Raw genomic sequence first — 21494 nt, forward strand, 5'->3', positions numbered from 1 at the left:
CGTAAATCGGGGGCACCCTACAGTCGTTGCATGACTGATACAGCTCTAGCCGGAGCGTCTGCGGACTCCGCTGCCCCCAAGCGCCCCGCACGCCCGTCCCGACCCGCCGCGAAGCCGCACGGCCAGTGGAAGGTGGACGGCAAGACGCCGCTGAATGCCAACGAAACCTGGAAGCAGGAAGACGACGGCCTGAACGTCCGCGAGCGTATCGAGACCATCTACGCCAAGGAAGGCTTCGACGCCATCCCGAGCCAGGACCTGCACGGCCGGTTCCGCTGGTGGGGCCTGTACACCCAGCGCAAGCCCGGGATCGACGGCGGCAAGACCGCCACGCTCGAGCCGCACGAGCTTGAGGACAAGTACTTCATGCTCCGCGTGCGGATCGACGGCGGCGCGCTCACCACCGAGCAGCTGCGCGTGATCGGCCGGATCTCGGTGGACTTCGCCCGCGACTCCGCCGACCTGACGGACCGCCAAAACATCCAGCTGCACTGGATCCGGGTGGAGGACATCCCCGAGATCTGGAACCGCCTGGAATCCGCGGGCCTGTCCACCACCGAAGCCTGCGGTGACGTTCCCCGCGTCATCCTGGGCTCGCCCGTGGCCGGCATCGCCAAGGACGAGATCATCGACCCCACCCCGCTCATCGCCGAGCTGGGAGAGCGGTTCATCGGCAACCCGCTGCTGTCCAACCTGCCGCGCAAGTACAAGACCGCCATTACCGGCCACCCCAGCCAGGACGTGGTGCACGAGATCAACGACTTCGCGCTCGTGGGCGTCGAGCACCCCGAACTCGGCATCGGCTACGACCTGTGGGCCGGCGGCGCCTTGTCCACCAACCCCATGCTGGGCAAGCGCCTGGGCGCCTTCGTGAAGCCGGAGCAGGCCGCCGACGTGTGGCTCGGCGTCACCAGCATCTTCCGCGACTACGGGTACCGCCGCATGCGCACCAAGGCCCGCCTGAAGTTCCTGATGGCCGACTGGGGGCCGGAGAAGTTCCGCCAGATCCTCGAGGACGAATACCTCGGCTACAAGCTGGCGGACGGTCCCGCCGCCCCCAAGCCCGCCACCCCGGGCGACCACGTGGGCGTGCACGAGCAGAAGGACGGCAAATTCTTCATCGGCGCCACGCCGCTGGCCGGCCGGCTCTCCGGCTCCGCGTTGGTCAAGCTCGCCGACACCCTGGAGGCACGCGGCTCCTACCGGCTGCGCACCACCCCGCACCAGAAGCTCGTGGTCCTGGACGTCGACAAGGACCAGGTGGAGCCGCTAGTAGCCGAACTGGACGCCCTGGGCCTCTCTGCACGGCCGTCGGTGTTCCGCCGCGGCACCATCGCCTGCACCGGCATCGAATACTGCAAGCTGGCCATCGTTGAAACCAAGATGACGGCCGCCACCGCCGTGGCCGAACTGGAACGCCGCCTGGCCGACCTCGCCGAATCCGGCCAGCTGCCGCAGGCACTGTCCCTGCACATCAACGGCTGCCCCAACTCCTGCGCCCGGATCCAGACGGCGGACATCGGCCTCAAGGGCATGATGCTGCCAACGCCCGACGGCGAGCCCTCCCCGGGTTTCCAGGTCCACCTTGGCGGCGGCCTGGCTAACAACACCCGCGAGGAAGCCGGCCTGGGCCGGACCGTCCGCGGCCTGAAAGTGTACGTCGACGACCTGCCCGATTACGTGGAGCGCGTGGTGCGCCGGTTCGTTGCCGACCGCACCGAAGGCCAGACCTTCGCCGAATGGGCCCACGCAGCAGACGAGGAGGCACTGCAGTAATGGCAAAACACCTGGCACCCGCACCCGCCAAGCGTCCGGTCGAGGAGCTCAAGGCACTGGCTGAAGCCGGCGCCGCGGAACTCGGCTGGGACGCCCCCGCCCGCGACGTCATCGCCTGGGCGGAACGCAACTTCGACCTGCCCGCCGTCGCCGTCGCCTGCTCCATGGCCGACGCCGTCCTGCCGGCCTTGGTCGCGGACCAGATGCCCGGCGTCGACGTCCTGTTCCTGGAGACCGGCTACCACTTCCCGGAAACCTATGCCACGCGTGACGAGGTGGCCGCAAACCTCCGCGTCAACGTGGTGGACGTGCTCCCCGAAAACACCGTGGAGCAGCAGGACCGGCTCCTGGGCAAGGACCTCTTCGCCCGCGACGCCGCCCAGTGCTGCGCCCTCCGCAAGGTGGCTCCGCTGCAGCGCACCCTGGCCGGCTACGAGCTGTGGTTCACCGGGGTCCGCCGCGACGAAGCCCCCACCCGCACCAACACGCCCCTGATCGGCTGGGACGAGAAGAACGGCCTGGTCAAGGTCAACCCGATGGCCGCCTGGACGTTCGACCAGCTGGTGCAGTACTCCGACGACAACCTCCTGCCCGTCAACCCGCTGCTTTCCCAGGGCTACCCCTCCATCGGCTGCCAGCCCTGCACCCGCAAGGTGGCACCCGGCGAGGACCCCCGCGCCGGCCGCTGGGCAGGAACCGACAAGACAGAATGCGGACTACACGTATGAGCACTTCACTTACCGAGGAGACCCAGGTGACTGACGCCGCCGTATCCACGCGCCTGTCCAGCCTGGACACCCTGGAGTCCGAAGCCATCCACATCATCCGCGAGGTTGTTGCCGAGTTCGAGAAGCCTGCGCTGCTGTTCTCCGGCGGCAAGGACTCCGTGGTGATGCTGCACCTGGCCACCAAGGCGTTCTGGCCCGGCAAGGTGCCGTTCCCCGTGCTGCACGTGGACACCGGCCACAACTTCCCCGAGGTCATCGACTTCCGCGACCGCACCGTGGAGCGGCTCGGCCTGAAACTCGTGGTCGGCTCCGTCCAGGAGTTCATCGACCGCGGCGAGCTGGCCGAGCGCGCCGACGGCACCCGCAACCCGCTGCAGACCGTCCCGCTGCTGGACGCGATCCAGCAGAACAAGTTCGACGCCGTCTTCGGTGGCGGCCGCCGCGACGAGGACAAGGCCCGCGCCAAGGAGCGGATCCTGAGCCTCCGCGACGAGTTCGGCCAGTGGGACCCGCGCAACCAGCGCCCCGAGCTGTGGAACCTCTACAACGGCCGCCACACCGTGGGCCAGCACGTCCGGGCCTTCCCCATCAGCAACTGGACCGAGCTGGACATCTGGCGGTACATCGAGCGCGAGAACATCGAACTGCCGGGCCTCTACTACGCCCATGAACGTGAGGTCTTCGCCCGCGACGGCATGTGGCGCGCCGTCGGCGAGGTCTCCCAGCCCCGCGACGGCGAGGACGTCATTACCAAGACCGTCCGCTACCGCACAGTGGGGGACATGTCCTGCACCGGCGCTGTGGAATCCAACGCCTACACCGTGTCCGATGTCGTGGTTGAAGTCGCCGCCTCCACCCTGACCGAACGTGGCGCCACCCGTGCAGATGACCGCATCTCCGAGGCCGCCATGGAAGACCGCAAGAAGGACGGGTACTTCTAATGACCACCGAAGCAGTTCTCCCGGCAGACCTGGAAACGGCCCTGCCCACCACCCTCTTCCGGTTCGCCACGGCAGGATCGGTCGACGACGGCAAGTCCACCTTGGTGGGCCGCCTCCTGCACGATTCCAAGGCCATCCTGGCTGACCAGCTCGACGCCGTCGCCCGTACCTCAGCGGACCGCGGTTTCGGCGGCGACAAGGGCGGCATCGACCTGGCCCTGCTGACCGACGGCCTGCGTGCCGAGCGCGAACAGGGCATCACTATCGACGTGGCCTACCGCTACTTCGCCACCGACCAGCGCAGCTTCATCCTGGCCGACTGCCCCGGGCACGTGCAGTACACCAAGAACACGGTGACCGGCGCGTCCACCGCGGATGCCGTCGTCGTCCTCATCGACGCCCGCAAGGGCGTGCTGGAGCAGACCCGCCGGCACCTGTCCGTGCTGCAGCTGCTGCGCGTGGCGCACGTGATCGTGGCCGTGAACAAGATCGACCTAGTGGACTTCAGCGAATCCGTCTTCCGCGGGATCGAAGCCGATGTGCAGCAGGTGGGCCGCGAACTGGGCCTCGGCTCGGAAGGCATCAGCGACCTGTTGGTTATACCGGTCTCCGCGCTCGACGGTGACAACGTGGTGGACCGCTCCGAGCGCACCCCCTGGTACACAGGCCCCGCCCTGCTCGAGGTCCTCGAAACCCTCCCCGCCGCTGATGAGCTCGAGAGCCACCTGGAAAGCTTCCGCTTCCCCGTGCAGCTGGTGATCCGGCCGCAGGGCGCCCTGGCTCCGGATGCCGTCGCCGCCGGCCTGGACGCGGAGGCCTACCGCGACTACCGCGCCTACGCCGGCCAGATCACCGAAGGCTCGGTCAAGGTGGGAGACAAGGTTTCCGTACTGACGCCGGGCCAGTCTCCGCGCACCACCACCGTGGCGGGCATCGACTTCGCCGGCGCTTCGCTGCAGGAAGCCGCCGCCCCGCAGTCTGTGGCCATCCGGCTGGTGGACGAGTTCGACGTCGCCCGCGGTGACACCATCGCCGCCGCAGGAACCGTCCGCGAAGCCTCCGCCGATTTGTACGCCGCCCTCTGCTGGCTGTCCCCGAAGCCGCTGCGCGAAGGCCAGAAGGTGCTGGTCAAGCATGGCACCCGTACGGTGCAGGCGATGGTCCGCAACGTCTCCGGCAAACTGGACTTGGCCACCTTCAAGCTGGAGGCCGCCTCGAACCTGGAGCTCAACGACATCGGCCACGCGCAGCTCCGGCTCGCCGCCCCGTTGCCGCTGGAGAACTACCTGCACCACCGCCGCACCGGAGCGTTCCTGGTCATCGACCCGCTGGACGGCAACACGCTGGCCGCCGGCCTGGTCAAGGACCACCCGGGCGACCACGAAGACGAGCGCTACAGCATCTAGCCCTCCTTCGATTCGCCGGAAAACTGCGGGCTCGCCGTTCCTGAACAGCGAGCCCGCAGGTTTCCGGCGTTTTCGCGTTCATGCGGCAATCCGCACGTTAACCGCAAAATGTGCCCGCCGGATCTTTCGGGACGAAGTGTGGCATGGGAAGCTCAGGCATTGTTGCTCGATGCCCGTGGATCCAAGCCCGGGCCATTCGTTCGGGAGGCGCGATGCCAACCATCCACCGGTGGCGGACCACAGCGGTACTGGCATGTGCCCGTGATGCCCGGGAGTGGCGGATCACCCGGCGGCAGGCAGTGACGCTCGCCCTGATCCCCGCAGGCATTTCGGTGGCGGCTGCGGCCACGGTCGTATACCCCCCGCTGTACATCTGGCTCCTCGCCGAGGACTCGCTGGTGGAGTGGCTGCAGTTCCTCAGCCTCCTGGCGGCGGCGATCTTCCTGACGTTCATCGCCGCCCGGCTCCCGGCGTCCGGACAGAGGGGCATGGCTGTTGTTTACGGACTGGTCGGCGCCGCGGCATGGTTCCTCGCGGGCGAGGAAATTTCCTGGGGACAGCGCATCTTTGGCTGGCAGACGCCCGAATCCATGGAGCAGATCAACCGGCAGGGTGAAACCACGCTGCACAACATCCGAGGCGTGCAGGAACTGGTCCCGGCAGCCATGCTCCTGGCCAGCCTGTACGGCGCGTGCGCCCCTCTGGTGTGGGCGGCGGTCCGGGCACGTTGGAAGCAGGCCGCGCCCTTGCACTTACTCATTCCGCCCCTGGGCCTGGTGCCGGCCTTTGGGCTTGCCGCGGCGTACCGCCTCTTCCGCCTCTTGGTGTGGCCGGCGGCCGATTACGGAATTTCTGAGTATTCCGAAGTGATGGAGTTCTGCCTGTACCTGGGACTGGCCTTGTTTTGCTGGCTCAACGTGCGCCGCCTGCTCCACCACCGGGCGAGCGTGGCAGGACCCCGCCACCGCGGTGGCGCACATGCCGTGGCAGTTGGTCAACGCCGCAGCGCCTGAATTTGTGAAACCGGGCCCCGGGGCGGCCTAATGTGACGCTACATGAACGTGCGTGACCCCCCGTTTCCGCGTCATTGAACGGGTTTGGGCCACTCCCTATGGTGAAACAATGACTAGTTCCAAGCCCGGGATGACCCGCATCGTGGCAGGCGAAAGCGCGGTTCCCAAGCGCAAGCGTGCCATCGAAGCTGCCCTGGCTATCGGGCTGGTCTTCCTGATCGCCGTCGGAGCCATTGTGGCCTCGAACGTCTCCCGCAACACCGAAGCCCAGGCCGCAGAGCCCAGCCCCGCGGCCGAGCTGAAGCTGGGCTACTTCGGCAACGTCACGCACGCCCCGGCCCTGGTGGGCGTCAAAAAAGGATTCCTCCAGCAGGCCCTTGGCAGCACCAAGCTCAGCACCCAGACGTTCAACGCCGGACCGGCCGCCATCGAAGCCCTGAACGCCGGTGCCATCGATGCCGCCTACATCGGCCCCAACCCGGCCATCAATTCGTTCGCCAAGAGCCAGGGCGAGTCCGTCCGGGTGATTGCCGGGGCGGCGGCGGGCGGTGCCCAGCTGGTGGTCAAGCCGGAGATCAACTCCGCCGCAGACCTCAAGGGCAAGACCCTCGCATCGCCCCAGCTGGGCGGAACCCAGGACGTCGCGCTCCGCGCCTGGCTTTCGAAGCAGGGCTACAAGACCAACGTGGATGGCAGTGGCGACGTCGCCATCAACCCCACCGAGAACGCCCAGACCCTCAAGCTGTTCCAGGACGGAAAGCTCGACGGCGCGTGGCTACCGGAGCCCTGGGCCTCCCGCCTGGTGCTCCAGGCCGGCGCCAAGGTGCTGGTGGATGAAAAGGACCTGTGGGACGGCACCGGGACGGGCAAGCCGGGCGAGTTCCCCACCACCATCCTGATCGTGAACCAGAAGTTCGCGGCGGACCACCCGGACACCGTCAAGGCGCTGCTGACAGGCAACGCCGAATCCGTGGCCTGGCTCAACTCCGCGTCTGCTGACGAGAAGGCGAACCTCATCAACGCCGCACTGCAGGAATCCGCCGGGGCAGCATTGCCCACCGATGTCCTCACCAGGTCGCTGGCAAACATCACCTTCACCCTTGACCCGCTGGCCGGCAGCTACCCCAAGCTCCTGCAGGACGGCGTGGATGCGGGAACCACCAAGAAGGCCGACATCAACGGGCTCTTCGACCTCCGTGCGCTCAACCAGGTCACCGGTGGCGCCGACAAGATCTCCGCGGCCGGCCTCGGCCAGGACTGACCCACCCACTACCTAAGGACGGCACCATGCCAGTCGTACTGGAAAACCTGGGCAAACGCTTCGGCGACGGCGCCCCGGTACTGGACGACGTCAACGCCAACATCAAGCAGGGCGAGTTCGTTGCCCTCCTCGGTGCCTCCGGCTGCGGCAAGTCCACCCTCCTGAACATCATCGCGGGACTGGAAGCGCCGACGTCGGGCGCCCTGGAAGTGCCCAGCGACGGCGCCGCCTTCATGTTCCAGGACGCCGCGCTCTTCCCGTGGCTCACGGCCCGGGAAAATATCGAACTGGCCCTGAAGCTCAGGGGAGTGGGCAAAACCGAGCGCCGCACCAAGGCCCAGGAACTCCTGGACCTCGTGCACCTCGGCTCTGCCGGGGACAAGCGTCCGCACGAACTCTCCGGCGGCATGCGGCAGCGAGTATCACTGGCCCGCTCGCTGGCGCAGGACCGGCAACTGCTGCTCATGGACGAGCCCTTCGCCGCGTTGGACGCCATTACCCGTGACCTGCTGCACGATGAGCTGGAACGGATTTGGAAGGAAACCGGACGCACCATCGTGTTCGTCACCCACAACGTCCGCGAGGCCGTCCGGCTGGGACAGCGCGTCCTGCTCCTGTCCTCCCGTCCCGGACGGGTGGTCCAGGAATGGTCCGTCACCGAGGAACACCGAACCGACGCCGGGCTCGCCGGCCAGCTGACCGGGGTCATCACGGCCCGGCTGCGGGAGGAGATTCGCCGCCATGCCAAGTAACCCACCCCTGGTTGAGGAGGAGCCGGTGGTTGAGCCTGTCGAAGCCACGGCCGCCGAAACCCGTCACGTCCACGCCGCCCTGACCAGGACCTCCACTGGCAAAGAGGACCTCCGGGAGCTGGAGTCCGGCCTGGATTCCCTGCAGTCCGACGCCGACCGGAAACGCCGGATCGACTGGAGCCGGATCCTCCTGCCCGTGGCTGCCCTGGTGGTCCTGGTGCTGGTCTGGCAGTTTTACGTCTCGCTGGGCGTCAAGCGCCGCGACCTGGTGCCGGGTCCGCTGGACGTCCTCGGCCAGCTGGGCGTCCTCTGGAGCGACGGCAAGCTGCAGGAGTCCGTCTGGACGTCACTGCAGCGGGGCGTGGTGGGCTTCCTCATCTCGGTGGCCATCGCCACGCCGGTGGGGCTGCTCCTGGCCCAGGTGGCGCCACTGCGGCGCGCCTTCGGCCCGCTGATCTCCGGCCTGCAGGTCCTGCCCTCGGTAGCCTGGGTCCCCGCGGCCATCATCTGGTTCGGCCTCACCGACGCCACCGTCTACTTCGTGGTGTTCATGGGAGCCATCCCCTCCATCATCAACGGGCTCATCTCCGGCGTGGACCAGATCCCGCCGCAGTACCGCAGGGTGGGCACGGTGCTGGGTGCGTCCCGGCTCCAGATGGCGCTGCAGATTGTCCTTCCGGCCGCGCTGCCGGGGTACCTGGGCGGCCTGAAGCAGGGCTGGGCCTTCTCCTGGCGTTCCCTCATGGCCGCTGAAATCATTGCGGTGGGCGGCACCGTCGGCTTTGGCCTGGGTTCGCTGCTGGACCAGGGCCGGACCCTTTCGGACATGGCCGTGGTCATGGCTGCCATCCTCCTGATCCTGGCGGTGGGCATCCTGATTGAGCTGCTGGTCTTCGGCCCCATCGAGAAGCGGCTCCTCCGCAGCCGGGGCCTCCTGTCCGGCAGTACCCGCTAGCCCACGCCGGCACCCAACCCTGCAGAGAGCCCGACGGCGAGTCCCGCCGTCGGGCTTTCTGCTGTCCTGCCCGCTCGGGTCGGGAACAGGTGGCAGACTGGCGCCATGACAGCCAGCTTCGTTTGCCGCACCGAGTCCTCGCTCCCCGCGGAGCAGCTCTTCGACCGGGCACGCAGCATCGACCTGCACGTGGACTCGCAGCAGGCATCCGGGGAGCGCGCGGTGGCCGGTGTCACGGGCGGGCTGATCGGGCACGGCCAGGAGGTCACCTGGCGGGCACGGCACTTCGGCGTCCCGCTCACCATGACCAGCCGCATTACCCATCTGGATTACCCGCGCAGCTTCACCGACGAACAGTTGAGGGGCCCCTTCAAGGCCTTCCGGCATGTCCATGACTTCGCGCCCACTGCCACGGGAAGCGTGATGACGGACCGGGTGGAGTTCACCGCCCCGCTCGGGGTCCTGGGTACCGCCGTCGAACGGCTTGTCCTGGCCCGCTATCTGAAGCGCCTGATCATCCGCAGGGGCGGGTTCCTCGCCGGGCGGCCCTAGGAATCGTTTGTGACGCAGCATTACCTTGCGTGAACTGGTGTTGCTCGGCCTTTGTTGGCGAATGTGACGCGGCCCTACCGTTGACCCATGGCAATTCAGGACATATACCCCACGGCGCTGCGGCTGCTCGGCCGCCCCGTGCTGGTGGTGGGCGGCGGCCCCGTTGCCGCACGCCGCGCCAAAGGCCTGCTCGACGCCGGTGCAGTGGTCACGGTCGTGGCCCCGGGTGCCTCGCCCGCGCTGAAGGAGATGGCCGACGCCGGCCTGCTCACCTGGGAAGCGCGGCCCTACCTTTCCAGCGACGTCGACGGCGTGTGGTTCGCCCAGACCGCCACCGGCGACCCGGAGGTGGATGCCCAGGTATCAACCGACGCCGAGGCGCAGCGGGTTTGGTGCGTCAATGCCTCCAACCACGAAGCCTCCGCCGCCTGGACGCCCGCCGTCGCCGAGGTGGATGACGTCAAGATCGCCGTGAACGCCGGGGGAGACCCGCGCCGCGCCATGGCCGTCCGCGACGCCGTCGCGACCGCCCTCGAAACCGGCGACCTCCCGCTGCGCCGCCGCCGCGCACACCGGGGAACCGTTGCATTGGTTGGTGGCGGCCCCGGCGATACCGGCCTCATCACGGTCCGCGGCCGCCGGCTCCTGGGGCAGGCCGACGTCGTCGTGGCTGACCGCCTGGGCCCCCGCGGCCTCCTGAACGAACTGGCTCCGGACGTCCGCGTCATCGAAGTGGGCAAGACCCCCGGCCACCACCCGGTGCCGCAGGCGGAGATCAACCGGATCCTGGTCGAAGAAGCGCTGAAGGGCCACCGCGTGGTCCGGCTCAAGGGCGGGGACCCCTACGTGCTGGGCCGCGGCGGCGAGGAAGCCGAATACTGCCGCCAGCACGGTGTGGAGGTTGAAGTGGTTTCCGGCGTTACATCGGCCATCTCCGTCCCGGCCGCCGCAGGCATCCCCGTGACGCACCGCGGCTTGGCCAAGGGCTTCAGCGTGGTGACCGGACACGAGGAACTCTCCGAGGTTCCCGCCCGCCCGGACCACACCATCGTCCTGCTCATGGGCGTCGGCCAGCTCCGGGAATCCGCGTCCGCGCTGGGCGAAGCGGGCATGCCGGCGGACACCCCTGTTGGTATCGTGGAAAACGGCTACCTGCCGGACCAGCGCGTCACCATCGGCACGCTCGGTTCCATCGCGGACCAGGCCGACGCCGCCGGTGTTGCCAACCCCGCCGTGATCGTCATCGGTGACGTGGTGCGCGTGAGCCCGTTCGCTCCGCCGCACTTCAAAACCGCCGACTACGGCACCACCACCCCGAACAGCCCCCGCAAGACCGTCCTCACCACCTAGCCCCACCCAACTGACTGGCAGTTGTTGTCGTTCTGAGCCGTCAAAACGGCAACGAATGCGAGCCAGTTGGGCCGGAACGAAGAAAAGGAACACAGCCGTGTCATCCAGCACCACCGTAGGAACTGCTGCGCGTCCGCTGCGCGTCGCCGTCGTTGGCTCCGGCCCGGCCGGCGTCTACGCCGCTGACATCCTCACCAAGAGCGAGGCCGTCAAGAGCGGCGAGCTGACCGTCAGCATCGACCTCTTCGACCGCTACCCGGCGCCCTACGGCCTGATCCGCTACGGCGTGGCCCCGGACCACCCCCGCATCAAGGGCATCGTCAACGCCCTGCACAAGGTCCTGGACCGCGGCGACATCCGCTTCTTCGGCAACGTGGACTACGGCACGGACCTCACCATCGAGGACCTGCGCACCCACTACGACGCCGTCATCTTCGCCACCGGCGCCATCAAGGACGCGGACCTGAACATCCCCGGCATCGAGCTGGACGGCTCCTACGGCGGCGCCGACTTCGTCTCCTGGTACGACGGACACCCGGACGTCCCCCGTGAATGGCCGCTCGAGGCCAAAGAGATCGCCGTGATCGGCAACGGCAACGTGGCGCTGGACGTGGCCCGCGTCCTGTCCAAGCACGCCGACGACCTGCTGGTTTCCGAAATCCCGGACAACGTCTACGCCGGCCTGAAGGCCTCGCCGGTCACGGACGTCCATGTCTTCGGCCGCCGCGGCCCTGCCCAGGTCAAGTTCACCCCGCTGGAGCTCCGCGAGCTGTCCCACTCCAAGGACGTGGACATCATCCTGTACCCGGAGGACTTCGAGTTCGACGAGGAATCCGACCGGCAGATCCAGACGAACAACCAGACCAAGACCATGGTGGGCACGCTCACCAACTGGATCGCAGAGCAGCCCGAAGACCTCTCCGAGCTCACGGCTTCCCGCCGCCTGCACCTGCACTTCCTGCACAGCCCGGTGGAGATCTACGACGACGCCGAGGCTCCGGGCAAGGTGGCCGGCATCAAGTTCGAGCGCACCGAGCTGGACGGCACGGGCAACGCCCGCGGCACCGGCGAGTACGTGGACTACCCGGTCCAGGCCGTGTACCGCGCCATCGGCTACTTCGGTTCCGCCCTGCCCGAGATCGAGTTCGACCACAAGCGGGGCGTCATCCCGAACGACGGCGGCCGCGTCCTGGACGCCGAAGGCAACCATGTGCCGGGTATCTACGCCACCGGCTGGATCAAGCGTGGCCCCGTCGGCTTGATCGGGCACACCAAGGGCGACGCCCTGGAAACCGTGACCTACCTGCTGGAAGACCGCGAAAACCTCCCGGTCGCCTCCGCGCCTGCTGAAGACGCCGTCGTCGAACTCCTCGATGCCCGCGGCGTGAAGTTCACGTCCTGGGAAGGCTGGCTGGCCCTGGACGCCCACGAACTCGCGCTGGGCGCGGCAGCCACCGAGGCCGGCGGCTCGCACGGCGTCGAGGTCAAGCGTGAGCGCATCAAGGTGGTCCCGCGCGAGGACATGGTGTCCATTTCCCGTGATGGCGTGTCCGCCCAGGTCTAGGATCCTGATGCTGCAGGAGCCGCGGAACCACCGTTCCGCGGCTCCCGCCATTTAACCCTGCTGCGCTATTTTCCCGCGCCGCCGATGGCCATGAGCTCGAGCCGGCGAAGGGTCTCGCGGTTCCGAGCGGAGATGACAGGATCCCGGAGGAATTTCGGCAGCAGCTTTCCCGGCCCGCGGATGGCGTCCTCGGCAATGGTCACCAGGCATTCGCCGCCGCGGTCCTCCAGCCTGATGTCCACCTTGGCCTCGCCCACGGGCCAGCCGCGCGCCACGAGTTCCAGGGAGCGGCCGGGATCCACCGCGGTGACACGGCTGCTGTCGTTGAGCACCAGCGGCCACGCTCCTACGGAGTGGTGGAGCCGGGCTCCGGGCCCCGGCCATTCGGGATCCACATCCCTGATCCGGGAGGCGCCCACCACCCAGCCGGAATACAGCCAGCCGTAGGCGATGACCCGCCAGACGTCGGCAGCGGGGCACGTGAACAGCTGCGAGACAGTGGACATGGGGTTCCTTCTCTCTTCATGGGCAAAAGGCGGTGCTACATGCGGCCGAACCGGGCCCGGATCATCGCGAAAATCCCGTAGGCGATGAAGCCAGCGCCAATGGCCACCAGCAGGGTGGGGCCGAACGGGTGGTCCTGGAGGGCCTTGAGGCTGCCGTCCAGTCCGGTGGATTCATCGGGCCGGTGCCGGGCTGCGGCGATCACGAACAGCAGGCCGGTCAGGACCAGGGCGATGCCCTTGGCTACATGGCCCGTGACGCCCAGGCTGTCGATCAGCCGACCCCGCCGGGTGCCGTCAAAGTGGAACAGCTCCTCCTTGAACCCGCGCCGGAGGCCCTTGACGATGAAGTAGATCCCAATGCCGAGGATGGTCAGGCCCAGGGCCACGAGGACCCAAGGCCCTGCGGGGTGCGCCATCACGCCGGAACTGAAATCCCTGGTGTTGTCGCCCGAGTCGCTGGGCTGCCCAACGGCGAATCCGGCAAAGCTGAGGCCCACGCTGCCGTACGCGATGGCAAGGAAACCCGACGACACCAGTTTGGCCAGCCGTTCCTTCCGGGGCAGGCTCCGGGCACGGAGGGTCGCTTCGCTGGCCTGCCAGAGAGCCAAGGCCAGGCAGGCCACCACGCACCCCCACATGACGACGGTGCCGAAGGGGTTGTCCGCCAGCCGGGCGATGGCCCCGGTTGGCTCGGCGTCCCCTTGGTGGCCGAAGCCGATGGCGATCGCGATGGCACCCACGATCACATGCAGCAGCGCCATGACGGCGAATCCCGCGCGGGCCAGGACATCGAGGACCTTGTGGTTGGACGCGTCTTCGACCGCGTCGGCTGCCTGCCTGAGGGTGGAATCGCCGTCGGACATGCCCTAGCCGTTCATGGGCCCTTCGGCCCGCATGTTCTCGGCTCCGGGGCCCTCGACATGGACAGTGCAGCGGACCACCAGCTGGCCGGGGGCGTTGTCCAGTTCCACCAGTGAATCGTGCCCGCTGAGGACGGTGAACACTTCGGAACCGGCGAGGACGCTGACGCCCTTGGCCTTGGCCGTTTCCCGGGCGTTCCCCAATGCCTGGCGCTCCAGCGCATCCACATAGCCGCTGTCACTTTCCCGGGCGGGGTTCCCGAAGGCCCAGCCGAACAATGTCCCTGTGTTTCCCATGGCGTTGATATTACGCGGTCGGCGGGGCCGGGGGCCGGGCTTTCGTAATATTAGTAAGTGTGCTTAGTATGAGCAGACCATACCTTGATTAGGACACGGCATGCGACACCCGCGGAGGGCAGCACGCCGGAACCCGTTCACAACGTTAGGAATGCACATCATGGCAGGAAATCTCTTAGCGCGTTCAGTTCACGACCTGACGGCGGCAGCATGGTTCGGCGGATCGCTGATGGGCGCCATCGGCCTGAACGGGGCGGCCGCGCAGGCCAAGGATCCCGCCGAACGCACCCGGCTTTCCAGCGCCGGCTGGATGCGGTGGGCGCCGGTCCAGACCGCGGCGTTCGCCGCGCACCTGGCGGCAGACCTCGCCATCGCCTGGGAAAACAAGGGCCGGATCGCCAAGCAGGACGGCGTGGCACGCGACACCGCCATCAAGACCGTCGTGACCCTTGCGGGCGCCGGGGTGACCCTGTACTCGGGCATCCTGGGCAAGAAAGTGGACAAGCTTGCCGATGAGGGGGCCAAGGGAGCCACCGAGCCGCAGCCGGCGGCATCGGACGAGCTGAAGTCCGCCCAGCAGCAGCTCAAGCTCCTGCAGTGGGCCATCCCCGGATTCGCCGCGCTGGTGATCATCCTGGGCGCCAAGCACGGCGAGATGCAGCGCCCCACGAACGTCCTCGCAGGCCTGCGCCGGAGCTGATTCACCGGCAGGCACAGGACGGACGACGGCGGCCCGGCACCACAGTGCCGGGCCGCCGCCATGCGCGGGGAGATTTACTCCGCCAGCCACTCCGCGCAGGAGTTCAGGTTCCGGTTCACGGTGGCGACGGCGTCGTCCTCGTGCCGCCGTTCTATGGCGTCCAGCAGGGTTTCGTGGCCGTCCCGCGGGAGCCCATTGAAGCCGGGCCGACGCTGTTGCGTGAGCAGGTCCTGGTGGAATGCCGTCCCGAAGCTGGCGTACAGCTCATGCAGCAGCGGGTTGCCGGAGGCCTGGGCCACTCCCTGGTGGAACTGCCAGTCTGCGTCGGCCCAGGCCTCGATGTCGCCGATCTTCCAGGCCTGGTCCCGGGCGGCGAGGAAGGCGCGCAGGGCCGTGACGTCGTCGTCCGTGGCATTGCGCGCGGCGAGCCGGGCAGCCTGGGTGTCCAACCCCAGCCGGACCTCGAGGATGTGCTGCTCGGTATGGTCCTGGTAGAGCCGCCGCGCGGCACCGGACATCTCATTCGTGGCCCGCACGTAGGTTCCGTCACCGCGGCGGACCTCCAGCATGCCCCCGTGGGCCAGGGCCTTCACCGCCTCGCGCAGGGTCCCGCGGGAAACCCCCAGCCGCGCCATGAGTTCGGGCTCGGGCGGAATGCGCTGATTCAACGCCCATTCGCCGGAGTGGACCATTTCCCGCAGCTTGGCGGTAACTTCGGCGGCCAGCGGCTGGCGGACGGACGGGCTCAAAGACAAGGTGCTACTTCCTTTCCGCAGGGCGGGTTCCGGACATCGGGCGCCCCGTGATCAGGTGGGCCACCACGATTTGGACCAGTGCCAGTGCCAGCAGCAGCACCAGAGGCAGGGTCCAGCCGCCGGTGGCGCTGTGCAGCAGGCCCATGCCGAAGGGACCTGCCGTCGCCAGCAGGTACCCCGAGGACTGGGCCAGGGTGGACAGCGCCGTGGTTTCGGCGGTGCTGGACCCGCTGCGGCTGATCATCACCATCACCAGGGGGAAAATGCCCAGGCCGAAACCGATCAGGACGGCCGGAATGGCGGCCAGTCCCACAGGCAGCACCAACAGCGCCGCGATCCCGGCCGCCATGGTGACGCTCACCAGGTAAAAGGCCGGGCGGAGCATGCGCGGGCGGGATCCGATGGCAATCAGCACCATGCCCGCCGGGACGGACACGAGCTGCATCAGCCCGAACATCAGTCCGCTGTCCGAGGCGCTCATTCCCATGGTGGTGAGCATGTACGGCAGCCAGCTCAGCAGCGCGTAGGCCAGGAGTGCCTGGAGGGTGAAGATCGCGGTGAGGAGCCGGCCTTTCCCGGTCCGCAGGAGCGGCCAGGGCGAGATGTGGGCTGCGGTGCTCCGGACGGTGTGGCGGTGGGCGTGCAGCGCCACGGGCAGGAAACCCAGGAATGCCGCCACGGCCGCGATGCCCACCGCTCCCACCGCGGCGGACGGCGACCCGAGGGCCTGTGCCAGTGGAACCACCAGGACCGAAGTCAGGGTGCCGCCGGTAGTCATTGTCACCGTGTAAACGGCGGTCATGAGCGACGTCCGGGAGGCGAAGTGCTCGCGGATGAAGGACGGCATGGCCACATTGCAGATGGCCAGCCCGGACATGCCCACCACGCTGCCGGCCACCAGCATGCCGGTTGCCGGGAGGCCGCGCAGCAGCAGCCCGCCGGCCAGCAGCGCCAGGGACAGCAGGATGGCCTTCTCCACGCCCAGCTTGCCGCTCAGCCAGGAAGTTGCGGCTCCGGCCACCGCGAAGCACAGGGTGGGAATGGACGGGATGATGGCCGCCACCAGTGCCCCGTAGCCCAGGACAGCTTGAAGGTCGTGCAGCAGGGCCGAGGCGCCGGTGATCCCGGCACGGAGGTTCAGTCCGATGAGCACCAGGGCAATCACGCCGAAGACGACGGCGGAGCGCGGCTTGGCGGGCACCGCGCCGGCGGTGCCGGCCGGGATGGTTGCGTTTGCTGCTGGCGCGGACGCGGGGGGAGTGGCGGACATACCATCCACCCTAAAGGTTAGACGTTTGATGTTTGCGATATTGTGGGCAACCTCTCGCCGATGCCGGGGCTGGCATAGACTGCGAACGGACTGTCGGAGGGCCTGGCATGGACCGGGCGGTGCGGAAGGACGGCTGTGGAGGCTTCGCGGGGACTTGAGATCGAGAAGAAGTACGACGTCGACGACGACGCCGCGGTGCCGGCGCTGGAACAAGCCGCCGGGGTGGCCCGGACCGGGAAACCCCACACCGACCTCCTCGAAGCGGTGTACTTCGACACCCCCGCCCACGACCTGGCGGCCCGCCGGATCACCCTGCGGCGCCGCACCGGCGGCACCGACGCAGGGTGGCACCTGAAGCTCCCGCCCACCGCCGCCGCCACCGCTGAAGGTCCCGCGCCGCGGACGGAGCTGCACGCGCCCCTTGGCCGTCCCGACGCCGTGCCGGACAGCCTGCTGGCCCACCTTCACGCCTACCTGCGGGGATCCGTTCCGGTGCCGGTGGTCCGGCTGGAAACCCGCCGCACCACCTACGCCCTGTACGGTGACGACGGCGTGCACCTCGCCGACCTCGCCGACGACCACGTCACCGCCGAGCGGCTGGCCGGCCGGGACAAGGGAACCAGCGCGCACGGGCAGTGGCGCGAGTGGGAGGTGGAACTGGTCCACGGCGGGCCCGCCCTCTTCGGGCCGGTGGAAGAACTCCTGACCGCCGCCGGCGCCCGGCCGGCCGGTCACGCCTCAAAGCTGGCGCGCGCCCTGGGCGCCGGCAAGTCAGCCCCGAAACGCTCCAACGGTGCCGCCCCCGACGACGATGCAAACGGCAGTGACGCCGGAAGCAGCCCCGCCCTGCTGGCAGGCAAGCGCGCCCCGGCAGCCGCCGTCGTCACCGTCTTTGTGGCGTCGCAGATCGACGAGATCCTCGCCATCGACGCCGCCGTCCGGTTGGAGGAGCCGGAAGCGGTGCACACCATGCGCTCCTCGGCCCGCCGCATCAGATCGGTCCTGGCAGCGTACGGCAAGCTGTACAGGGCATCGCCGGTGCGCAGGCTCCGGGGCGAGCTGAAGTGGCTGGGCCGGCTGCTCGGCGAACCGCGCGACGCCGAAGTCCTGCGCGCGCAGCTCCGCAGCCAGCTGGCCGACCTTCCGCCGGGGGAGGGCCTCGCGGCCGCCACGGCAGCGGTTGACCACCGGACAGGTGAAAATTTCGACGCCGCCTACCGCCTCCTGCAGGAATCGCTCGGCTCGGCCCGCTACTTCCGGCTCCTGGACAACCTCGAGGATTTCCGCGACAACCCGCCGGTGCGCGCCGACGCCGTCACCTCCGGCCGCAAGGCGGCAGCGAAAGCCGTGGACAAGGGCGCCAGGAAGTTGAAGCGCTCGCACAAGGCTGCCACGCGCGCCCGCCGCGGCACGGACCAAGAACTTGCCCTGCACCGCGTACGCAAAGACGCCAAGCGGCTGCGCTACGTGGCGGAATCAGCCGCCCTGGTCCGCGGCAAGCGCGCCGCCAAGGTGGCCAAGGCCGCCCGCCGGCAGCAAAAGATCCTGGGCAGCTTCCAGGACGCCGTGGTGGCCAGGGAACTGCTGACGGCCCTTGCCGGTGACGGCAGTGACCCGGCCACCGCGGACGTCTACACCGAGCTGCTCAGCCAGCAGGATGCGATCATGCTCGCCGCACACGCCAAATATCTGAAGGCCCGGAAGAAATCCCGAGACCTTTTCCGCCGCGGCATCATCTAGGGCGGGTTATTTGCCCTGTCGCGCCGACAACCGCGCCACGGCCAGGGCCAACCACAATTGCACCCGGTCCGCGGTGACGGCGGGGTCGTAGCCGGTCAGCTCGGTGATCTGGGCCAGCCGGTACCGCACCGTGTTGCGGTGGAGGGTCAGCTCTTCCGCCACCGCGGCCACCGAGCCGTTGTTGTTCAGGTAGCTCTCCAGCGTGGTCATCAGCTCCGAGCCGTGCGCGGCATCAAAGGCCCGCAGCGGGTTAAGCGACTCATGCGCCATATCCGCCAGCGGCACGTCCTCGCTGGCCAGCAGCAGCGAGGTCAGGCTCAGCCGCTCGGGTTCATTGACAGGCAGGCCGTGGCTTGCGGCGTCCCGCGCCTCGAAGTAGCTCCAGCGCAGGCCATTGGGCTTGGTGTATGCCCCGCCGATCCCTATCGTGGCGTGGATTCCGGCCTCGGCGAGGTGGTCGCTGAGCTTCCGTGCCAGCGCCGGCGCCGTCCCGCCGTCGTCATTGACCACAAGCACCAGGTCCTTGCCCACCACGGCGGCAACGGCCTTTTCGAGTTCCAGCGGCACCGAGGTGCTTCCCAGGGCCTTGCCGTGCGCGGCGGACACCGCCAGCAGCACCACGTTCTTGCGGGTGCTGTTCACGCCCACGCCTGCCAGGCGGCGCTGCGCCTCGCTGGTCTCCAGCGCGCCGTGGATCACGTCCTCCAGCACCTGGCCGCAGAGCGCCCGCTGGGCCTGGCGCTGCTTGACCATGTTGTTCAGCTCCACGCTGATCAGGTTCTGCGCATACCCGATGATGCCTGTGTCCTCGAACGGCTGGCGGACCCACAGCGTGCAGGCATCTCTCCGCCCGGTTGGGACGGGGTAGCTGGACCAGGCATCCGCGGACGGACTGGACGTGCTGCTGTTGTACAGCTGCGCGGCGAACTGGGTCAGGGCAACATCCGTGCGCAGCATGCCGCCCAAATTCTTCAACAACTCGGCCAGGCCGCCGCCGGTCAAAAGTGCCCGGGCCAGCACCTGGTGTCCGGCGATCAGCCGCTCAAGCTTGGCGTAGTGGTCTGCCGACTGGGCGTCCGCCACCAGCTTGGTGATGGCGATGAACGGAGTCTCGTACGGCACCTCCACCACCGGGAGGCCCCACCGGTTCGCCTCCGCCAGCAGGGCCGGCGGCACTGCCTCGTGCGTCAGGCCCACCCCGAATCCGATGCCCACGGCGCCGGCCCGCTGCACCTGGCGGACAAAGCGTCGCTGTTCGGGGGCGGACCGCAGCCGCAGGCCGGTGGTGAGGACCAGCTCCCCGCCGTTGAGGAACCGCTGGGGATCCTCAAGCTCGGTGACGGCCACCCAGTTGATGTCCTGGTTCCAGGTAGTCTCCGCCACGCCCGCCTTGGACAGCTTCAGGGACGTCACGCCCACCAGGGCAGCAAGGGAAATGGCCATGAAGCAAGGATAAACGTGAGCTGGGCAACCGCACTAAACCTGTTCCGTAAGGGTGTGCAGGTGGCTATTCACCGCGGTGGGGCCCTGGCATAGGCTCAATGCAGTTCCATCCATCCGTCCCGGCCTCCGCCCGGGCGCCGATGGCTCCTACGAAAGAGGTTGCACACCGTGGTCCAGACCTTGCAAAACTTCATCAACGGCACGTTCGTCACGCCGGCCGGCACCGCCCTGCTGGATGTGGTTAACCCCGCCAACGGCGAAGTGGTGGCACACGCCCCCGTTTCCGTGCAGGCCGACGTCGACGCCGCGATGGCTGCCGCGAAGGACGCATTCCGGACCTGGAAGCACGTCACCCCCGGCCAGCGCCAGCTGATGCTGCTCAAGCTCGCCGACGCCATCGAGGCCAACAGCGACGAACTCGTCGAGGCACAGCACCGCAACACCGGCCAGGTGCGCTCCCTGATCGCCTCCGAGGAAATCGCCGCCGGCGCAGACCAGCTCCGCTTCTTCGCCGGTGCCGCCCGCATCCTGGAAGGCAAATCCGCCGGCGAGTACTTCGAGGGCCACACCTCCTACGTCCGCCGCGAACCCATCGGCGTGGTGGCCCAGGTGGCGCCGTGGAACTACCCGTTCCTGATGGCCATCTGGAAGATCGGCCCCGCCCTGGCCGCCGGCAACACCGTGGTCCTCAAGCCCTCAGACACCACGCCGGAGTCCACCCTGGTGCTGGCCCGCCTCGCCGGAGAGATTTTCCCGGCCGGCGTCCTCAACGTTGTCCTGGGCACCGGCGAAACCGGGGCCATGATGGTGGAGCACAAGGTCCCCGGCCTGGTGTCCATCACCGGCTCCGTGCGCGCCGGCATTGCCGTCGCCTCTGGTGCCGCCAAGGGGCTCAAGCGCGCGCACCTGGAGCTGGGCGGGAAGGCTCCGGCCATCGTGTTCAAGGACGCGGACATCAAGAAGAGCGCCGCGGCCATCGCCGAGTTTGCCTTCTTCAACGCCGGCCAGGACTGCACCGCCATCACCAGGGTGCTCGTGGAGGAGTCAGTGCACGACGACGTCGTGGCAGCCATGGTGGAGCACACCAAGACCCTGCACACGGGCTCGCAGAACGACGAGGACAACTACTTCGGCCCGCTGAACAACATCAACCACTTCAATGCGGTCACCTCCGTGGTGGAGAACCTGCCTGAGAACTGCCGGATCGAAACCGGCGGCCACCGGGCGGGGGAGAAGGGCTTCTTCTTCGAACCCACCATCATCACCGGCGCCAAGCAGACCGACGACGTAGTGCAGAAGGAAACCTTCGGCCCGGTCATTACCGTGCAGAAATTCAGCACCGAAGCCGAAGCCGTGGAACTGGCCAACGACGTCGAATACGCCCTGGCCTCCAGCGTCTGGACCACCAACCACGGTACCGCCATGCGGCTGAGCCGGGACCTGGACTTCGGTGCCGTCTGGATCAACACCCACATCCTGCTCACCGCCGAAATGCCCCACGGCGGCTTCAAGCAGTCCGGCTACGGCAAGGACCTCTCCATGTACGGCGTGGAGGACTACACCCGCATCAAGCACGTCATGTCCGCCCTCGACGCCTGACCAGTTTCCGCGGGTTGGGCTCTCCG

20 protein-coding genes are annotated in these 21494 nt (G+C 68.2%); 14 read left to right on the forward strand and 6 right to left on the reverse strand.

Going from position 1 to position 21494, the window contains the following annotated elements; genetic code table 11:
* Positions 1–30 precede the first annotated feature (30 nt).
* The 11 genes from AC4EEO_RS04275 to AC4EEO_RS04325 all read left to right on the forward strand — a co-directional run bounded on the left by AC4EEO_RS04275 (position 31) and on the right by AC4EEO_RS04325 (position 12298).
* Positions 31–1776 carry a nitrite/sulfite reductase gene (locus AC4EEO_RS04275; protein WP_491339976.1) on the forward strand — a complete coding sequence of 582 codons (1746 nt, stop codon included), beginning with the start codon at positions 31–33 and terminating at the stop codon, positions 1774–1776.
* Entirely contained in the window at positions 1776–2504 is a 729-nt protein-coding gene (locus AC4EEO_RS04280) for a phosphoadenylyl-sulfate reductase (protein WP_491339977.1), read from the forward strand. Before AC4EEO_RS04275 ends, AC4EEO_RS04280 begins: the two co-directional genes overlap by 1 nt.
* Positions 2501–3445, forward strand: coding sequence for a sulfate adenylyltransferase subunit CysD (gene cysD / locus AC4EEO_RS04285; protein WP_133830387.1), 945 nt, complete (start codon positions 2501–2503; stop codon positions 3443–3445). Before AC4EEO_RS04280 ends, cysD begins: the two co-directional genes overlap by 4 nt.
* Complete coding sequence (locus AC4EEO_RS04290; RefSeq protein WP_491339978.1) at positions 3445–4851, forward strand: sulfate adenylyltransferase subunit 1; 1407 nt, start codon at positions 3445–3447, stop codon at positions 4849–4851. Before cysD ends, AC4EEO_RS04290 begins: the two co-directional genes overlap by 1 nt.
* A gap of 212 nt (positions 4852–5063) precedes the next feature.
* Positions 5064–5864 carry a hypothetical protein gene (locus tag AC4EEO_RS04295; protein WP_491339979.1) on the forward strand — a complete coding sequence of 267 codons (801 nt, stop codon included), beginning with the start codon at positions 5064–5066 and terminating at the stop codon, positions 5862–5864.
* 130 nt (positions 5865–5994) lie between these two features.
* Positions 5995–7125 (forward strand): ABC transporter substrate-binding protein, encoded by a 1131-nt coding sequence (locus AC4EEO_RS04300; RefSeq protein WP_285319606.1) that lies wholly within the window; start codon positions 5995–5997, stop codon positions 7123–7125.
* Between the two features lie 26 nt (positions 7126–7151).
* Complete coding sequence (locus AC4EEO_RS04305) at positions 7152–7877, forward strand: ABC transporter ATP-binding protein (RefSeq protein WP_109044296.1); 726 nt, start codon at positions 7152–7154, stop codon at positions 7875–7877.
* On the forward strand, positions 7867–8832 hold the full coding sequence (locus AC4EEO_RS04310; protein WP_491339980.1) for an ABC transporter permease: 966 nt from the start codon (positions 7867–7869) through the stop codon (positions 8830–8832). Before AC4EEO_RS04305 ends, AC4EEO_RS04310 begins: the two co-directional genes overlap by 11 nt.
* Before the next feature lie 105 nt (positions 8833–8937).
* Positions 8938–9384 carry an SRPBCC family protein gene (locus AC4EEO_RS04315; protein ID WP_491339981.1) on the forward strand — a complete coding sequence of 149 codons (447 nt, stop codon included), beginning with the start codon at positions 8938–8940 and terminating at the stop codon, positions 9382–9384.
* Positions 9385–9471: 87 nt separating this feature from the next.
* The gene (gene cobA, locus AC4EEO_RS04320; protein ID WP_491339982.1) at positions 9472–10734 is read left to right on the forward strand and encodes a uroporphyrinogen-III C-methyltransferase; all 1263 of its coding nucleotides are present in this window, start codon (positions 9472–9474) and stop codon (positions 10732–10734) included.
* A gap of 97 nt (positions 10735–10831) precedes the next feature.
* On the forward strand, positions 10832–12298 hold the full coding sequence (locus AC4EEO_RS04325; RefSeq protein ID WP_018760566.1) for an FAD-dependent oxidoreductase: 1467 nt from the start codon (positions 10832–10834) through the stop codon (positions 12296–12298).
* 65 nt (positions 12299–12363) lie between these two features.
* On the opposite strand, the gene AC4EEO_RS04330 is transcribed toward AC4EEO_RS04325, so the two are convergent.
* From AC4EEO_RS04330 to AC4EEO_RS04340, 3 genes are read right to left on the reverse strand one after another with little or no spacing between them, the layout of a single operon-like run.
* Complete coding sequence (locus AC4EEO_RS04330; RefSeq protein WP_491339983.1) at positions 12364–12804, reverse strand: SRPBCC family protein; 441 nt, start codon at positions 12802–12804, stop codon at positions 12364–12366.
* A gap of 35 nt (positions 12805–12839) precedes the next feature.
* Complete coding sequence (locus AC4EEO_RS04335; RefSeq protein ID WP_491339984.1) at positions 12840–13667, reverse strand: DUF1206 domain-containing protein; 828 nt, start codon at positions 13665–13667, stop codon at positions 12840–12842.
* Positions 13668–13670: 3 nt separating this feature from the next.
* Positions 13671–13961, reverse strand: coding sequence for a hypothetical protein (locus AC4EEO_RS04340; RefSeq protein ID WP_026264322.1), 291 nt, complete (start codon positions 13959–13961; stop codon positions 13671–13673).
* A gap of 160 nt (positions 13962–14121) precedes the next feature.
* Here AC4EEO_RS04340 and AC4EEO_RS04345 point away from each other — a divergent pair, with 160 nt between their 5' ends.
* On the forward strand, positions 14122–14661 hold the full coding sequence (locus AC4EEO_RS04345) for a hypothetical protein (RefSeq protein WP_026264321.1): 540 nt from the start codon (positions 14122–14124) through the stop codon (positions 14659–14661).
* A 74-nt stretch (positions 14662–14735) separates the two neighbouring features.
* Here AC4EEO_RS04345 and AC4EEO_RS04350 read toward each other — a convergent pair whose 3' ends face one another.
* Positions 14736–15416, reverse strand: a complete 681-nt coding sequence (locus AC4EEO_RS04350; RefSeq protein WP_026264320.1) for a FadR/GntR family transcriptional regulator — start codon at positions 15414–15416, stop codon at positions 14736–14738.
* Between the two features lie 4 nt (positions 15417–15420).
* Positions 15421–16686 (reverse strand): MFS transporter, encoded by a 1266-nt coding sequence (locus AC4EEO_RS04355; RefSeq protein ID WP_491339985.1) that lies wholly within the window; start codon positions 16684–16686, stop codon positions 15421–15423.
* A gap of 135 nt (positions 16687–16821) precedes the next feature.
* Here AC4EEO_RS04355 and AC4EEO_RS04360 point away from each other — a divergent pair, with 135 nt between their 5' ends.
* Positions 16822–18426 carry a CYTH and CHAD domain-containing protein gene (locus AC4EEO_RS04360; protein WP_491339986.1) on the forward strand — a complete coding sequence of 535 codons (1605 nt, stop codon included), beginning with the start codon at positions 16822–16824 and terminating at the stop codon, positions 18424–18426.
* Between the two features lie 6 nt (positions 18427–18432).
* Here AC4EEO_RS04360 and AC4EEO_RS04365 read toward each other — a convergent pair whose 3' ends face one another.
* A complete protein-coding gene (locus AC4EEO_RS04365) occupies positions 18433–19869 on the reverse strand; it encodes a PucR family transcriptional regulator (RefSeq protein ID WP_491339987.1) in 1437 nt (478 codons plus the stop codon).
* Between the two features lie 168 nt (positions 19870–20037).
* On the opposite strand from AC4EEO_RS04365, the gene AC4EEO_RS04370 reads away from it, so the two are divergent.
* Positions 20038–21468 carry an aminobutyraldehyde dehydrogenase gene (locus tag AC4EEO_RS04370; RefSeq protein WP_109044309.1) on the forward strand — a complete coding sequence of 477 codons (1431 nt, stop codon included), beginning with the start codon at positions 20038–20040 and terminating at the stop codon, positions 21466–21468.
* The last annotated feature ends 26 nt before the right edge of the window (positions 21469–21494 follow it).

Source organism: Pseudarthrobacter sp. MOO13, assembly GCF_058267655.1.

Bases quoted from the DNA above. Each gene is read 5' to 3' on its own strand.
- AC4EEO_RS04275 (WP_491339976.1), top strand. From the start codon at position 31: ATGACTGATACAGCTCTAGCCGGAGCGTCTGCGGACTCCGCTGCCCCC.
- AC4EEO_RS04280 (WP_491339977.1), top strand. From the start codon at position 1,776: ATGGCAAAACACCTGGCACCCGCACCCGCCAAGCGTCCGGTCGAGGAG.
- cysD (WP_133830387.1), top strand. From the start codon at position 2,501: ATGAGCACTTCACTTACCGAGGAGACCCAGGTGACTGACGCCGCCGTA.
- AC4EEO_RS04290 (WP_491339978.1), top strand. From the start codon at position 3,445: ATGACCACCGAAGCAGTTCTCCCGGCAGACCTGGAAACGGCCCTGCCC.
- AC4EEO_RS04295 (WP_491339979.1), top strand. From the start codon at position 5,064: ATGCCAACCATCCACCGGTGGCGGACCACAGCGGTACTGGCATGTGCC.
- AC4EEO_RS04300 (WP_285319606.1), top strand. From the start codon at position 5,995: ATGACCCGCATCGTGGCAGGCGAAAGCGCGGTTCCCAAGCGCAAGCGT.
- AC4EEO_RS04305 (WP_109044296.1), top strand. From the start codon at position 7,152: ATGCCAGTCGTACTGGAAAACCTGGGCAAACGCTTCGGCGACGGCGCC.
- AC4EEO_RS04310 (WP_491339980.1), top strand. From the start codon at position 7,867: ATGCCAAGTAACCCACCCCTGGTTGAGGAGGAGCCGGTGGTTGAGCCT.
- AC4EEO_RS04315 (WP_491339981.1), top strand. From the start codon at position 8,938: ATGACAGCCAGCTTCGTTTGCCGCACCGAGTCCTCGCTCCCCGCGGAG.
- cobA (WP_491339982.1), top strand. From the start codon at position 9,472: ATGGCAATTCAGGACATATACCCCACGGCGCTGCGGCTGCTCGGCCGC.
- AC4EEO_RS04330 (WP_491339983.1), bottom strand. From the start codon at position 12,804: ATGTCCACTGTCTCGCAGCTGTTCACGTGCCCCGCTGCCGACGTCTGG.
- AC4EEO_RS04335 (WP_491339984.1), bottom strand. From the start codon at position 13,667: ATGTCCGACGGCGATTCCACCCTCAGGCAGGCAGCCGACGCGGTCGAA.
- AC4EEO_RS04340 (WP_026264322.1), bottom strand. From the start codon at position 13,961: ATGGGAAACACAGGGACATTGTTCGGCTGGGCCTTCGGGAACCCCGCC.
- AC4EEO_RS04345 (WP_026264321.1), top strand. From the start codon at position 14,122: ATGGCAGGAAATCTCTTAGCGCGTTCAGTTCACGACCTGACGGCGGCA.
- AC4EEO_RS04355 (WP_491339985.1), bottom strand. From the start codon at position 16,686: ATGTCCGCCACTCCCCCCGCGTCCGCGCCAGCAGCAAACGCAACCATC.
- AC4EEO_RS04365 (WP_491339987.1), bottom strand. From the start codon at position 19,869: ATGGCCATTTCCCTTGCTGCCCTGGTGGGCGTGACGTCCCTGAAGCTG.